This window comes from Hydrogenophaga intermedia (assembly GCF_000723405.1).
GTDB lineage: Bacteria > Pseudomonadota > Gammaproteobacteria > Burkholderiales > Burkholderiaceae_C > Hydrogenophaga > Hydrogenophaga intermedia.
Genome location: NZ_CCAE010000086.1, coordinates 1 through 13,336, shown reverse-complemented (window position 1 = coordinate 13,336; position 13,336 = coordinate 1). Strand labels below are relative to the sequence as shown.

13 protein-coding genes and 3 pseudogenes are annotated in these 13,336 nt (G+C 67.9%); 5 read left to right on the top strand and 11 right to left on the bottom strand.

Going from position 1 to position 13,336, the window contains the following annotated elements:
- The 4 genes and pseudogenes from BN948_RS24590 to BN948_RS24580 all read left to right on the top strand — a co-directional run.
- Nucleotides 1-590: NADPH-dependent FMN reductase (locus BN948_RS24590; RefSeq protein ID WP_035624532.1), on the top strand; the 590-nt coding region annotated here is incomplete at its 5' end.
- 2 nt (nt 591-592) lie between these two features.
- The gene (locus tag BN948_RS26405) at nt 593-847 is read left to right on the top strand and encodes a hypothetical protein (RefSeq protein WP_009515137.1); all 255 of its coding nucleotides are present in this window, start codon (nt 593-595) and stop codon (nt 845-847) included.
- Between the two features lie 74 nt (nt 848-921).
- Nucleotides 922-1,113 (top strand): YgaP family membrane protein, encoded by a 192-nt coding sequence (locus tag BN948_RS24585; protein ID WP_009515138.1) that lies wholly within the window; start codon nt 922-924, stop codon nt 1,111-1,113.
- 107 nt (nt 1,114-1,220) lie between these two features.
- Nucleotides 1,221-1,847: pseudogene (locus BN948_RS24580) on the top strand (class II aldolase/adducin family protein); the annotation flags it as partial.
- Between the two features lie 61 nt (nt 1,848-1,908).
- Here the strand turns inward: BN948_RS24580 and tnpC are convergent.
- The 3 genes from tnpC to tnpA form a co-directional block, all read right to left on the bottom strand.
- Entirely contained in the window at nt 1,909-3,426 is a 1,518-nt protein-coding gene (gene tnpC, locus BN948_RS24575; protein WP_059153614.1) for an IS66 family transposase, read from the bottom strand.
- A 145-nt stretch (nt 3,427-3,571) separates the two neighbouring features.
- Nucleotides 3,572-3,913, bottom strand: a complete 342-nt coding sequence (gene tnpB / locus BN948_RS24570; protein ID WP_014386445.1) for an IS66 family insertion sequence element accessory protein TnpB — start codon at nt 3,911-3,913, stop codon at nt 3,572-3,574.
- Entirely contained in the window at nt 3,910-4,251 is a 342-nt protein-coding gene (gene tnpA, locus BN948_RS24565) for an IS66 family insertion sequence element accessory protein TnpA (protein WP_014386446.1), read from the bottom strand. The genes tnpB and tnpA overlap by 4 nt, the downstream gene beginning before the upstream one ends.
- 87 nt (nt 4,252-4,338) lie before the next feature.
- Here tnpA and BN948_RS26840 point away from each other — a divergent pair.
- Nucleotides 4,339-4,488 (top strand): annotated as a pseudogene (locus BN948_RS26840) (class II aldolase/adducin family protein); the annotation flags it as partial.
- 6 nt (nt 4,489-4,494) lie between these two features.
- Here the strand turns inward: BN948_RS26840 and BN948_RS25935 are convergent.
- The 8 genes and pseudogenes from BN948_RS25935 to BN948_RS24525 form a co-directional block, all read right to left on the bottom strand.
- Complete coding sequence (locus BN948_RS25935; RefSeq protein WP_009515140.1) at nt 4,495-5,241, bottom strand: BUD32 family EKC/KEOPS complex subunit; 747 nt, start codon at nt 5,239-5,241, stop codon at nt 4,495-4,497.
- 36 nt (nt 5,242-5,277) lie between these two features.
- Nucleotides 5,278-6,639: a glutamine synthetase gene (locus tag BN948_RS24555; RefSeq protein WP_009515141.1), complete on the bottom strand. Its 1,362-nt coding sequence runs from the start codon at nt 6,637-6,639 to the stop codon at nt 5,278-5,280.
- Complete coding sequence (gabT, locus tag BN948_RS24550; protein ID WP_009515142.1) at nt 6,636-7,943, bottom strand: 4-aminobutyrate--2-oxoglutarate transaminase; 1,308 nt, start codon at nt 7,941-7,943, stop codon at nt 6,636-6,638. The genes BN948_RS24555 and gabT overlap by 4 nt, the downstream gene beginning before the upstream one ends.
- 108 nt (nt 7,944-8,051) lie before the next feature.
- Nucleotides 8,052-9,541 (bottom strand): annotated as a pseudogene (locus BN948_RS24545) (aldehyde dehydrogenase).
- 150 nt (nt 9,542-9,691) lie between these two features.
- Nucleotides 9,692-10,261 carry an outer membrane beta-barrel protein gene (locus BN948_RS24540; protein WP_009515144.1) on the bottom strand — a complete coding sequence of 190 codons (570 nt, stop codon included), beginning with the start codon at nt 10,259-10,261 and terminating at the stop codon, nt 9,692-9,694.
- A gap of 133 nt (nt 10,262-10,394) precedes the next feature.
- A complete protein-coding gene (locus BN948_RS24535) occupies nt 10,395-11,231 on the bottom strand; it encodes an ABC transporter permease (RefSeq protein WP_009515145.1) in 837 nt (278 codons plus the stop codon).
- Between the two features lie 12 nt (nt 11,232-11,243).
- Entirely contained in the window at nt 11,244-12,149 is a 906-nt protein-coding gene (locus tag BN948_RS24530; RefSeq protein ID WP_009515146.1) for an ABC transporter permease, read from the bottom strand.
- Between the two features lie 14 nt (nt 12,150-12,163).
- Complete coding sequence (locus tag BN948_RS24525; protein WP_051756376.1) at nt 12,164-13,303, bottom strand: ABC transporter ATP-binding protein; 1,140 nt, start codon at nt 13,301-13,303, stop codon at nt 12,164-12,166.
- Nucleotides 13,304-13,336: the final 33 nt, after the last annotated feature.

The following is a 13,336-nucleotide window of genomic DNA, read 5'->3' as shown; positions in this document are numbered from 1 at the left end:
CCCCCACCCCCCTACTCGTCTTCGCGGGCAGCACCCGCGCCCAATCCCACAACCGCAAACTCGCCCAGGTGGCCGCCGACGCCGGCCGCGCCGCCGGCGCCCAGGTCACCCACCTGGAGCTGGCCGACTTCGACCTGCCGCTCTACAACGCCGACCTGGAAGCGCGCGGCACCCCCGACAACGCCCGCCGCCTCAAAGAGATCTTCCATGCCCACCCGGCCTGGATCATCTGCTCGCCCGAGTACAACGGCAGCTACACCGGCCTGCTCAAGAACACCCTCGACTGGGCCTCCAGCCCCATCAAGGGCGACCCCGAATGGTCCAGTGGCACCAAGCCCTTCGTGGGCAAGGTGGTGGGCCTGCTCAGCGCCTCGCCCGGCGCGCTCGGCGGGCTGCGCAGCCTTTCACACCTGTCGCCGCTGCTCCTGAACCTGCAGTGCTGGCTGACGCCGAAGCAGTACGCGCTGAGCAAAGCCGCCGAGGCCTTCGACGACAAGGGCCAGTTGATCAGCGGCCTCGCCCAGGCAGCCGTGCAAGGCGTGGTGGAACAGGCCCTGCACGGCGCGCGCAAGCTCCACGCACCGGACTGAGCATGGACTGCCGACCGGGCTGCGCTGCCTGCTGCATCGCGCCCTCGATCAGCAGCGCTCTGCCGGGCCTGCCCCAGGGCAAGCCCGCCGGCCAGCCCTGCCCGCACCTGGACGAGGCCCTGCGCTGCCGCCTGTTCGGCCGGCCCGAGCGGCCCGCCGTCTGCGCCTCACTAAGGCCCAGTCAAGACATGTGCGGTAGCGAGCGCTCACATGCAATGCATTGGCTGCGACAACTGGAACACGCGACGCGGCCCTGATCTGGATCAAGTCCTGCGCGCGCGCCACAGCGTCCAATGGTGGTGAACATCATCGTTCGCTGATGGAGAACACCATGACCCCCAATGTCGGCGGCATCGACCGCAGCCTTCGCATCCTCGTCGGCCTCGTGCTGATCGCCCTGGCCGCCACCGGCACCGTGGGCTGGTGGGGCTGGCTGGGCGCCCTGCCCCTGCTCACCGGCCTGATGGGCTGGTGCCCGCCCTACGCCATGTTCGGCATCAGCACCTGCAAGACCAAGGGCTGAGCGACGACCGCGCCGGCCTGTCGCTGCACGGACAGCGCAGGCCCCGGCTTCAGGCCTAGAGTGCGTGTCTGGCCGCCCAGCCCCCGAGGTGGCCGCGGAGACACGCCATGCACATCCCCTCCCTCAAGGAAGTCGTCAGCGCCGAAGAATGGGCGCTGCGCTGCGACCTCGCCGCCTGCTACCGCCTGGTGGCCGCCTATGGCTGGAGCGACCTGGTCTTCACCCACATCAGCGCCAAGCTGCCCGACAGCGTCACGGGCGGTGAACACCACTTCCTCATCAACCCCTACGGGCTGATGTTCGACGAGATCACCGCCAGCAGCCTGGTGAAAGTGGACATGGCCTGCAACAAGCTGCACGACACGCCCTTCCCGGTAAATCCGGCGGGCTTCGTCATCCACAGCGCCGTGCACGAGGCGCGGCCCGAGGCGCAGTGCGTGCTGCACACCCACACCCGCGCGGGCGTGGCGGTGAGCGCTCAGAAGCACGGCATCCTGCCGATCAGCCAGCAGAGCACCTTCGTGCTGGCCTCGCTCGCGTACCACGCCTATGAAGGCGTGGCCTTCCGCCCGGACGAGAAGCCGCGCCTGCAGGCCGACCTGGGGAAAGCCAACTACCTGGTGCTGCGCAACCACGGCCTGCTCACCGTGGGCCGCTCCATCGCCGACGCCTTCCTCTCGATGTACACGTTCGAGAACACCTGCCGCATCCAGATCGACGCGCTGGCCGGCGGCGGGTAAGCGTTCCGCGAACGACACCCTTGCGCCGTCGATGACGGCGTGTTGAAGGATGGTTCTACGCGGCGGCGGCGAGCGCCGCGTTTGGCACGGCGATGTCGGTGGCAGGCCGCCAGTTGTGCGGCAGCAGCTGCGCGAGGTCGCGCTGCTTGAGCGTGGGCAGACGCTCGAAGACGTCCTTGAGGTAGGCCCAGGGATCGTGCCCGTTTAGTTTGGCCGACTCGATCAGGCTCATGACCACGCCAGCGCGCTCGCCGGCCTGCTGCGAGCCTACAAAAAGCCAATTCTTGCGGCCAACGCACAGCGGGCGCACCGCGTTCTCCGCCGCGTTGTTGTCGATTGGGACGTCGCCGTCGTCCAGGTAGCGCGTGAGCGCGCGCCAATTGCTCAGCGAATAATCGATCGCCTTGGCCGTCACGTCGGCATTGGCCAGCTTCTGGCGCTGCCCGGTCAGCCAGAGGTGCAGGGCCTGGACGATGGGCCTGGAGCGTTGCTGGCGCAGCAGCCACCGTGCCTGGGGTTCGAGTTCGCGCGCCTCGCGCTCGACCTCGTACAGCTTTGCGATCAGCGCCACCGCCTGGCCGGCGATCTGGCTGGCGTTGAACTCGTGCGCCTCGAACAGCTTGCGCCGCGCGTGGGCCCAGCATAGTGCGGCGCTGACGCCTTGCGCCTGAAGCCCAAAATAGCCGCTGTAATCGTCGCTGACCAGCGTGCCGCCGAAGCCTCGCAGCACGCGCCGCGGATGTTCGCCGGCGCGGCTGGCGGTGAAGTCGAACAGCACCGCGCGCTGGGCCACGAAGTTGGTCGTGCGGTAGACCCAGACGTAGGCCCGTTTGGTCTTGCCGCGCCCCGGCGCCAGCAGCGACACCGGCGTCTCGTCGGCGTGGATCACACCGTGGCTGAGGATGAAGCCCTTCAGTGCATCGGCCAGCGGTGCCAGACGCACCCCGCAGATGCCGATCCACTGGGCCATGCTCGAGCGCGGGATGTGCACGCCAGAGCGCGCGTAGATCTCTTCCTGCCGGTACAGCGGCAAGTGATCGTCGTGCTTGGCCACCACCACCTGCGCGAGCAGGCCCGGCGCGGGGATGCCTTTGTCGATGATCTGCGCGGGCATCGGCGCGGCCTGGATCGTCTGGCAGCACGTGCAGGCGTACTTGCCGCGGATATGGCGCAGCACGAAGAATTGGGCCGGCACGCAATCGAGCTGCTCGCTGACTTCTTGGCCGATGCGCTTGAAGGGCTGGCCGCACTCGCAGTGGGTCTGCTCGATCTCGTGATGGTGATCGATGCGCGGCAGGCTCGCCGGCAGCGCCTGGCGCACCGCCTGGCCTTTGGCCCGGGGTGGCGCTACCGGTGGCTTCTGGTCTTGCTGGGCGGCGCGGTCTTCCAGCGCCGTGTCGGCCAGGATCTGATCGAACAGCACCGCCTGCGTGCTCGTCTCCAGGCTCTCGCTGGAGGAGCCGAAGCGCCAGCGCTTCAGCCGCGCGATCTCGAAGTTCAGCGCCTCGATCCTGGTTTGCTTGAACTTCAGCTCGCCTTGCATGCGCCCGATCACATCGCGCAGCTCCTGCATCGAATCCAGTGCGCCCGGCGCATCGATCGTGTGGGTGTCCGGGCCTTCGAGCATGGCCGCCATCATGCCTCGCGCGCGCGTGCGCGCGAGGCATGACTTTCTCCAATAGACAAACGCGCAAATCCCGACCTCGAATCGAGCGCATTCAGACCACCGTGATCGACTGCGGCTGCGCGCTGCCCAGGCGCTGCCACGGCAGGCCCGCGACGAGCCAGTCGAACTGCTCGCGCGTGAGTTGAAGTGACCCCGTGTCCTGGCGCGGCCAGGCGAAGCTGCCCGCTTGCAGCCGCCGGGTGCACAGCCACATGCCCGCGCCGTCGTAGACCAGCACCTTGAGCCGGTCGGCGCGGCGGTTGGCAAACACGTAGGCGTGGTGGGCTTGCGCGCCCAGCGCGAAGCCGCGCACCACTTGGGCCAACAGCGTGTCGATGCCCCCGCGCAGGTCGGCCGCGCCAAGCGCCAGCCAGATGACGTCGATGCGAATCATCGGCCGAACTCCCGCAGCAGCGAAGCGAGTTCACGCGTGTGCGCCAGCGGCCAATGCAGATCGAGCCGGGTGCCTCCCACGTTCAATTCGACGCGCACCGATGTCGATGCGGCACCAGGCGCCACGCGGGCGGCCACGAAGCCGCTCGGCCTGGCGGCTGGCGAGGGCTCAGGGCTGACGCCGTCGAGCCGCGCCTGCCAGCGCCGCGCATGTGCGCACCAGCTTTGCAGCGTTCCCGCTGGCACCCCGTTGGCCTCGGCCCATACCTGCGCCTTCTGGCCAGAGGCACGATACGCCGCCACTTGCTCCAGGCACCGTTCCATCTGCTGTCGATCCATGTCCACCTCGTCTCGTTCGTTGATTGCGAAGACCCGAGGTTCGCAGCTTCAACGGTGAGATGAAAGATGGGTTCGCGGAACGCTTACGGCGGCGGCGAGCTCACCCAGGTGGACCCGCGCATCCTCGCGGGCATGGCCGACGTGATGCGCGTGGCCACCGCCGGCCAGGGCGCGCAGATCGCCTGGCCCGCGTTGTTGCGCAAGCTCGAGCGCATGGACCCGTCGTACAGAACCTGAGGGGCCTCAGCGCCCGGCCACGAAGGCCGCCATGCCCGCGAGCACGGTGCGCAGCCGCATCAGCTCGCGCGACGTGTCCAGCCGGCGCGACCAGGCCGCGATGCGCGACACCCGCTGCAAGCGCGGCAACAGGTGTGCGATGAAACCGCGCAGCGCTTCACCCTGCGCCGCGTCCGCCGTCGCATAGGCCTGCAGTACCGCGTTCACCGCGCCCGGCCCCAGCGGCTCGATCAGGCGCGCCAATGAGAGCACCAGCTGCAGCACGTCATAGCGCTGCACCATGTCCAGCGCCAGGCCTGGCACCAGGGGCTCCTCAAAGTCCAGCCGCGCGAAACGTTCGCCGTCCCAGGTGATGTTGCGCGCCTGCGCGCCACCATGCCACTGGCCGCGAGCGTGAAACCCCGCCAGGTCGGCAGCGGCCGCCTGCATCAAAGGCAGGCGCTCCTCGGGTGTGCGCTGGAACAGCAGGTGGTCCAGCGTGGGGCCCACGTCGCTGGTGACCAGGGTGTGGCCATCGAAGCCGATGACATGCGGCACATGCTCGCCCACGGCGGCCAGGGCCAGCAGGCGTTCGTGCTCGTGCGCGAGCAAGGCGCGCGCATCGGTCTGGCGCGCGGCCGCCCAGGGAATGGGCACGCCCACGAAGTGCGCGAAGAGCCACACGCCCGCCGACTTGCGCCAGCTTCGCAGCGGGCGGTCGGTGGTCTTGGTCCAGGTCCGGGTGCCGTCGACGGCGGTGCTTGGGGAACTCACGCGGGCGATTATCCCGATCGCGTCCCCTGGCCCGCATCAGCCGTTGGCGTAGCGCTCCAGCTCCCAATCGCTCACCTGCGCGTGGTACTCCGCCCACTCGCCGCGCTTGAGCGTCAGGTACTGCTCCACCAGCGGCTCGCCCAGCGCAGTGCGCAGCACGGCATCGCCCTCCAGCGCCAGCAGCGCGTCGTGCAGGTCGCGCGGCAGGCGATCGGGCAACGGCTCGCCGCGCGCGTGGCGTTCGTACAGGTCGTCCTTGCAGGGCTTGGGCGCGACGAGGCCCTGGTCGATGCCATCCAGCCCCGCCGCCAGCGTGGCCGCCAGCGCCAGGTAGACGTTGCAGCTCGGGTCCGGCAGGCGCCACTCCAGCCGCCCCGCCACCGCCCGCAGCAGGCAGGTGCGGTTGTTCTCGCCGATAGCCTTCCACACGGGCGACCAGGTGGTGCCGGAGGCGCTGCGGCTCGCGGCCAGGCGCTTGTAGCTGTTGACTGTGGGTGCGCACAGCGCCGCCAGTGCGTCCGCGTGTTGCAGCAGGCCGGCCGCGAAGCGCCAGCCCGTCTCGCTCAGGCCCAGGGCGCCCGCGCCGTCGGCCATCTGCGGTACGCCACCGTCATCCGTCAGGCTCAGGTGAAAGTGCAAGCCGCTGCCCGGCGCACCCGCCAAGGGCTTCGGCATGGTGGAAAACACGCTGCCGTGACGATCGGCCACGGCCTGGGCCGTGAGCTTGAAGAGCTGGTAGCGGTCGGCAGCCGCGAGCGCGTCGTCGTGCCGGTAGTTGATCTCGTACTGGCCGATGGCGTCCTCGTGGTCCATCTGTTGCAGCTCGAAGCCCAGGGCCGTGAGGGCCTGGCGCATGTCGTCCAGGAACCCCAGGTTGCGGCCGATGGCGCGCAGGTCGTACGAGGGCTTGGCCAGCGTGTCCTGCGCATCAGCCACGCACCAGCGGCCGTCGGCGCCGCGCTTGAGCAGGAAGAATTCGGGCTCGATGCCCACCCACAGCGTCCAGCCGCGTTCGCGCAGCCGCGCCACCTGGCGCTTGAGCGCGCCGCGCGGGTCGGTGTCCAGCGGCTCGCCATCCGCAAAGCCGTCGCACACCGCATGCGCCACACCGGGCATGAAGGGCAAGGGGCGCAGTGTCTCAGGCAACACGCGGCCGAAGTACTCGCTGCGCGCGCCCATGCGCGGCAGGCCCGTGCCCACGATGCTGGGCCCCGCGAATCCCGCGCCCACGGCCACCGCATCGGCCAGGCCCTCCAGCGGCACCAGCTTGCCCTTGGGTGTGCCGAGCAGATCGGTGAAAGTGGCCAACACCGAATGCACGCCTTGCGAGCGCAGTTCTGCCGCGCGCGAGTCCAGGGCATCGAGCGCCTGCCCCAGGCGCGCGGCGCTGTCGTTCAAGCGGCCACCTCGGCCAGCGCGGCGCTGAAGACCGACAGGCCCTCTTCGAACACCGCGTCCTCGATGGTGAGCGGGAACAGGAAGCGGATCACGTTGGCGTTGACGCCGCAGGTCAGCAGCAGCAGGCCGCGCTGCAGCGCCGCCATCTGCACCCGCTTCGTCATCTCGGCGTCGGGCGCGCCGGTCTTCGGGTCCACGAACTCGCAGGCCACCATGGCGCCCAGACCACGCACGTCACCAATGCGTTTGTGCACCGCGCGCTTCGCGGCGAGGTAGGCGATGAGCTGGTCACCCAGGCGCTGCGCGCGCTCGCACAACTTCTCTTCGGCCATCACGTCCAGCACCGCGTGCGCCGCGGCGACGGCCAGCGGATGGCCCGCGTAGGTGCCGCCCAGACCACCGGGCGCCGGGCCGTCCATCACGGCGGCGCGCCCGCAGACGGCCGACAGCGTGGTGCCGCCGGCCATGCTCTTGGCCAACGTCATCAGGTCGGGCTTCACGCCGTAGTGCTCCATGGCGAACATGCGGCCCGTGCGCGCGAAGCCGGTCTGCACCTCGTCGGCGATGAGCAGGATGCCGTGCGCGTCGCACAGCCCGCGCAGCCACTGCACGGCTGCCGGCAGGATGGGATTGAAGCCACCCTCGCCCTGCACCGGCTCGAACACGATGGCCGCGACCCGAGCGGGCTCGATGTCGGCCTTGAACAGGTGCTCCATCGACTGCTTCGCCAGCTCGAACGAATCGGCGTGCATCGGAAAGGGCACGTGGTAGACCTCGGGCGGGAATGGCCCGAAGCCGGCCTTGTAGGGCTGCACCTTGCCCGTGAGTGACACCGCGAACAGGCTGCGGCCATGAAAGGCCCCGCCAAACGCGATGATCCCGCTGCGCCTCGTGGCCGCGCGCGCGATCTTCATCGCGTTCTCGATCGCCTCCGCGCCGGTGGAGAAGAACGCCGTCTTCGCCGGTCCGTCGATCGGCACGATGGCGTTGATGCGCTCGGCCAGCGACACGTACTCCGCATACGGCACCACCTGATAGCAACTGTGTGTGAAGCGCTGCAGTTGCGCCGCGATGGCGGCCTGCACCTTCGGGTGCACATGCCCCGTGTTGAGCACCGCGATGCCGCCCGCGAAGTCGATGAAGCGGCGGCCCTCGATGTCCCACAGCTCGGCGTTCTTCGCGCGCTCGATGAAGAAATCGCCGAACACGCCCACGCCGCGCGGCGTGGCCGCGAGCCGGCGCTGATGCCAGGCGGCGTTGGTGTGCGGGGCGCTGAGGCTCTCCGGCTTCTGTGGAGCGTTCATGTCGGTCTCCTTCGCAGCGCGCCTGGTGGCGCGAAATGTCTGGTCGAGGGCTGCGCGGAACCGGCTTTGCCGGGCCGCAGCGGCCGTCCCCCTCGGGGGGACACCGCGTCAGCGGTGCAGGGGGGAGTCAATCCGTATCCAGGTGGTTTTCACCTCGGTGTACTTGTCGAAGGCGTGCAGCGACTTGTCGCGGCCCACGCCGCTCTGCTTGAAGCCGCCGAAGGGCACGGTGATGTCGTCCTCGTCGTACTGGTTCACATGCACCGTGCCCGCGCGCAGCGCGCGCGCCACGCCGTGCGCCTTGTTGATGTCGCGCGTCCACACCGCGGCCTGCAGGCCGTAGATGTTGCTGTTGGCCTGCTTCACCACGTCGGCCGCATCGGTGAAGGACAGCACCGACAGCACCGGGCCGAAGATCTCCTCGCGTGCAATGGTCATGTCGTTCTTCACGCCGTCGAAGATGGTGGGCAGCACGTAGCAGCCGCCCTTCACCGGCTCGGCCGCCTCGCCGCCTGCCAGCAGCTTGGCGCCCTCCTTCTTGCCGCTGTCGATGTAGCGCAGCACCGTGTCCATCTGCGTCCTGTCGACGATGGCGCCCATCACCGTGGATTTCTCCAGCGGGTTGCCCGGCTGGTACTGCGGCACCAGCTTCAATGCTTTCTCCAGGAAGGCCTCCTTGATGGACGCCTCCACGAACAGGCGCGAGGGCGCGTTGCAACTCTCGCCCTGGTTGAAGAAGATGCTGCCCACCGCGGCCTCCACGGCCTTGTCGATGTCAGGGCAGTCGGCGAATACGATGTTGGGCGACTTGCCGCCCAGCTCCGTCCAGGCGCGCTTCAGATTGCTCTGCCCCGCCATCACGTGGATCTGCTTGCCCACGCGCGTGCTGCCGGTGAAGGCGATGCAGTCCACGTCCATGTGCAGCGCCAGCGGGCTGCCCGCCTCGGGGCCGAAGCCGGGCACCACGTTGAACACGCCGGGCGGAATGCCCGCAGCCAGCGCCAGCTCGGCCAGGCGCAGCGCGGTCAGCGGGCTCTTCTCGCTGGGCTTCAACACCACCGAATTGCCGGCGGCCAGGGCCGGCGCGATCTTCCAGGCCGCCATGATCATCGGGTAGTTCCAGGGCACGATCACGCCCACCACACCCAGGGGCTCGCGCGTGATCAGCGCCAGCGCCGTGTCCGGCGTGGGTGCGATCTCGTCGTACACCTTGTCCACCGCCTCGCCGTACCAACGGATGCAGTTGGCCGCGCTGTTCACGTCCACGGCGCGCGCGTAGCGCACGGGCTTGCCCATGTCCAGCGTCTCGGTCAGCGCGAGTTCGTCGGCGTGCTGCTGGATCTGGTCCGCGAAAGCCTGCATCACGCGCTTGCGCTTCGCGGGCGGCAGGCCGGCCCAGCGGCGGTCCTCGAAGGCGGCGCGCGCGGCGCTCACGGCGGCGTCGATGTCGCGGCCTGACCGCGCGCCACGGGGGCCAGCAGGCGCCCGTCCACGGGCGAGAAGCAATCGAAGGTCTGGCCGTCGCGCGCGGCGATGCGCTCACCGTTGATGAAGGCGCGGCCGTCGAGGGACAAGGAGGGGAGCGAGGTGGTGGTCATGGTGCAGCGGGGTAGGCAATCCGCCCCATGCTACGCCTCATCCCCAACGCCGCGAACATCCACTTTGTTCTGCCCGCTCCTGTCCACTGGGAAGGCGATGACATGAAAAAGCCACCCGAAGGTGGCTTGTGGGAGCGGCGTGGCGCAGGCTCAGAAGCGCAGGCCGTAGGCCAGGCCAAAACCTTCGATCTTGGTGTCGTCCTTCTTGTAGAAACTCGTCCAGCTGGCCTGCAGGTAGGAGGTCCTGGACAGGTTGAAGTTGGCGCCGATGCCATAGGCCACGCTGGAGTCCTTCTCCGTCACGCTGAGGCCGGGCGCGGAAGTCTTGAGCTCGGTGTGCATCCAGCCGATGCGGCCAAACAGCTCCACGGTCTCGCCGAGGGCGACGCTGGGGCGGGCGAACACGCCGACCATGGTGCCCAGCTTGACCTCCACCGGCACGGCCGCCCCGTTGAGCTGGACCTTGTCTTTGCCTGCGCCGAAGCCCAGGAAGCCTTCGACGGCGAAGTTGGGATGCGGCTGGTAGCCGAAGATGCCGGACACCAGGCCGGGCGAGGCCTTGAGCGAATCGGGGCCGGCCGTGACCTTGAGGTCGGTCGCGACGTACCCGATTTCGGCGTACAGCTTGGGGTTGGCGGCGGGAGGCGTGGTTTGGGCCTGTGCGGCAGACAAGGCCATCAGGCTGGCGGCGGCGACAAAGGCGAGCGGGGCGATTTTCATGGTCCGTGGATGGGTGATTGGAAAGGCTCTCCCCGAAGGGAGAACCGCCGATCCTAGAACCTAAGTTCTATTCTTCGACCCATTCCAAATGCCTAGGCTGCGGCGGCGGCGCCACAGCCTGCTCCGGCTTCGCTCACCCCCGGATCGCCGCCGCCATCTCCCGCTCGCGCTTGCGCGTGGCCCGCGCCACCCACACCGCGTAGGCCACCACCACGACGGTCACCGTCACGATGAGGATCGTCGCCGCCGCGTAGATCGTCGGGTTGATGCCGCGACGCGCGTAGCCGAAGATCACCTGCGGCAGCGTGCTGACGCCCGGGCCGCTCAGGAATTCGGTGATCACCACATCGTCGAAGGACAGCGTGAAGGCCAGCAGGAAAGCCGCCAGGATGGCCTGGAAGATGTTGGGCAGCGTCACCAGGAAGAACACCTGGTGCGGCCGCGCGCCCAGGTCCATGGCGGCCTCCTCGATCGAGCGGTCCATCTCCAGCAGGCGGCTCTGGATCACCACCATGCCATAGGCCATGCCCAGCAGCGTGTGGCCCAGGACGATGGTGAGCATGCCCCGCTGCGGCCAGCCAAAGAGGTTCTGCGCCCCCACGAACAGCAGCAGCAGCGACAGGCCGATGATCACCTCGGGCATCACCAGCGGCGCGTTCACCATGCCGCTGAACACCGTGCGGCCGAGGAAGCGCCGGTAGCGCACCAGCACGAAGGCCGCGAAGGTGGCCAGCACCGCCGACAGCAGGCCCGTGACGGCCGCGATCTTGAGCGACAGGAAGAAGCCGTCCACGATCTTGCTGTCGTTGAGCAGGGCCTCGTACCAACGCATCGAGAAGCCGGTGAAGCGCGCGTCCGTGCGCGTGCTGTTGAACGAGAACAGCACCATGAAGGCCAGCGGCAAGTACAGGAAGCCGAAGACCACCAGCAACCAGAGCTTGCCGAAATGCTTTTCGAGGAAGGGTTTCATGCGTGTGCCTCCTCAGCGTTGTTCGGCTTGCTCGCCCGCGTACTTGTAATAGAACGCCAGCGGAATCACGATGATCGCGATCATCACCACGGCCAGCGCGGTGGCCTTGGGCCAATCGTTGGCGGTGAACATCTCGTCCCACACCACGCGCCCGATCATGTAGTTCTCGGGACCACCCAGCAACGAGGGGATCACGAACTCGCCCACACATGGGATGAACACCAGCATGAAGCCCGCGATGATGCCGGCCTTGGACAGCGGCACGGTGACGAGCCAGAAGGCCTTGAAGGGCGTGGTGCCCAGGTCGTACGCAGCCTCCAGCAAACGGAAGTCCATCTTCACCAGGTTGGCGTACAGCGGCAGGATCATGAAGGGCAGGTACACGTAGGTCATGCCCACCAGCATCGACACGTTGGTGTACAGCATGGGAATGGGCTCGCTGGTGATGCCGATGGCCATCATGAAGCGGTTGATCACGCCCTGGTCGGCCAGCAGGCCCTTCCAGGCGTACACGCGCAGCAGGAACGACGTCCAGAACGGCAGCATCACCAGCAGCAGCAGCGCGGGCCGCACGCTGGCCGGCGAGCGCGCGATGAAGTACGCAAAGGGGTAGCCGATCACCAGGCAGAAGATGGCCGTGAGCAGCGCGTACCAAATGGATCGCAGGTACGAGTCGATGTAGAGCGTGCGAAACAGCGGCGCGCCCTCTTCCGTGCGGAAGATATCGAGGTAGTTCTCGTACTTCAGGTGCAGCACGCCGGAGACCGGGTCCCACAGCGGCTTGAAGGGGCTGATGTCGCCGCCCATGTCCACGAAGCTGATGTACAGCAGGATCAGGAAGGGCAGGAAGAAGAACAGCAGCAGCCAGCCATAGGGCACGCCGATGACGAAGCGCTTGCCGGGTATGGGGAAGTTCATGGTCAGCCCCTGTTTCAGTCGCGCAGCACCACGCCCGCCGTGTCGGACCACCAGAAGCTCACCTCGTCCTCCCAGGTGATGTCGGAGAGGTCGTGGCGCGAGGTATTGGCCTCGGTGATCTTCACGCGCTGGCCATTGGCGGCCTGCACGATGAAGGTGTTGTGCGCGCCGAAGTAGGCGATCTCCTTGACCTTGCCCTTGAAGACGTTCGGGCCCGCGTCGGGCGGTGGCGGCTGCTTGCTGATCTCGATCTTCTCGGGCCGCACGGCGAAGGCCACGGGCATGTTCAGCGTGCCCGGCATGCCGTGGCCCACGTGGATCTGGCCAATGCCGCTCTCGACGGCGCAGCGGTCGGGCTCATCGACACTGAGCTTGCCCTCGAACAGATTCACGTTGCCGATGAAGTCGGCCACGAAGCGGTTCACCGGGTGCTCGTAGATCTCGGACGGCGAGCCCACCTGCAGCACCCGCCCCTTGCTCATGATCGCGATGCGGCTGGCCATGGTCATGGCCTCTTCCTGGTCGTGCGTGACCATCACGCAGGTCACGCCCACCTTCTCGATGATGTTGACCAGCTCGAACTGCGTCTGCTCGCGCAGCTTCTTGTCCAGCGCGCCCAGCGGTTCGTCCAGCAGCAGCAGCTTGGGACGCTTGGCCAGGCTGCGCGCCAGCGCTACACGTTGCTGCTGCCCGCCCGAGAGCTGGTGCGGCTTTCGCTTGGCAAACGGCGTGAGCTGCACCAGGCCCAGCATCTCGTCGGTGCGCTGTTGCACCTCGGCCTTCGGCAGTCCCTCGCGCTTGAGGCCGAAGGCCACGTTCTCCCACACCGTCAGGTGCGGGAACAGCGCGTAGCTCTGGAACATCATGTTCACCGGCCGCTCGTAAGGCGGCACCGCAGCCACGTCCTGCCCACCGAGAAGGATGCGCCCGGACGTGGGCGTCTCGAAGCCCGCGAGCATGCGCAGCAGCGTCGATTTGCCGCAGCCCGAGCTGCCAAGCAGGGCGAAGATCTCGCCCTTGCGGATCGACAGGGACACCTCGTCGACGGCCAGCGCTTCGTCGAAGCGCTTGACCACCTTCTCGGTCACCAGGTAGCCAGAGCTATCGTTCAGTGAGCGTCCAGTCAGCCCATCTTGAAAGCCGAGGCGGTTCATAGGAGCCTCGAGTCCACTTCAACTCTTGGTGGA

What these genes read in the sequence shown, in the direction of transcription:
- BN948_RS26405 (WP_009515137.1), top strand. Translation starts at nt 593, where the DNA reads ATGGACTGCCGACCGGGCTGCGCTGCCTGCTGCATCGCGCCCTCGATC.
- BN948_RS24585 (WP_009515138.1), top strand. Translation starts at nt 922, where the DNA reads ATGACCCCCAATGTCGGCGGCATCGACCGCAGCCTTCGCATCCTCGTC.
- tnpC (WP_059153614.1), bottom strand. Translation starts at nt 3,426, where the DNA reads ATGCAGGAGCTGCGCGATGTGATCGGGCGCATGCAAGGCGAGCTGAAG.
- tnpB (WP_014386445.1), bottom strand. Translation starts at nt 3,913, where the DNA reads ATGATTCGCATCGACGTCATCTGGCTGGCGCTTGGCGCGGCCGACCTG.
- tnpA (WP_014386446.1), bottom strand. Translation starts at nt 4,251, where the DNA reads ATGGATCGACAGCAGATGGAACGGTGCCTGGAGCAAGTGGCGGCGTAT.
- gabT (WP_009515142.1), bottom strand. Translation starts at nt 7,943, where the DNA reads ATGAACGCTCCACAGAAGCCGGAGAGCCTCAGCGCCCCGCACACCAAC.
- BN948_RS24540 (WP_009515144.1), bottom strand. Translation starts at nt 10,261, where the DNA reads ATGAAAATCGCCCCGCTCGCCTTTGTCGCCGCCGCCAGCCTGATGGCC.
- BN948_RS24535 (WP_009515145.1), bottom strand. Translation starts at nt 11,231, where the DNA reads ATGAAACCCTTCCTCGAAAAGCATTTCGGCAAGCTCTGGTTGCTGGTG.
- BN948_RS24530 (WP_009515146.1), bottom strand. Translation starts at nt 12,149, where the DNA reads ATGAACTTCCCCATACCCGGCAAGCGCTTCGTCATCGGCGTGCCCTAT.
- BN948_RS24525 (WP_051756376.1), bottom strand. Translation starts at nt 13,303, where the DNA reads ATGAACCGCCTCGGCTTTCAAGATGGGCTGACTGGACGCTCACTGAAC.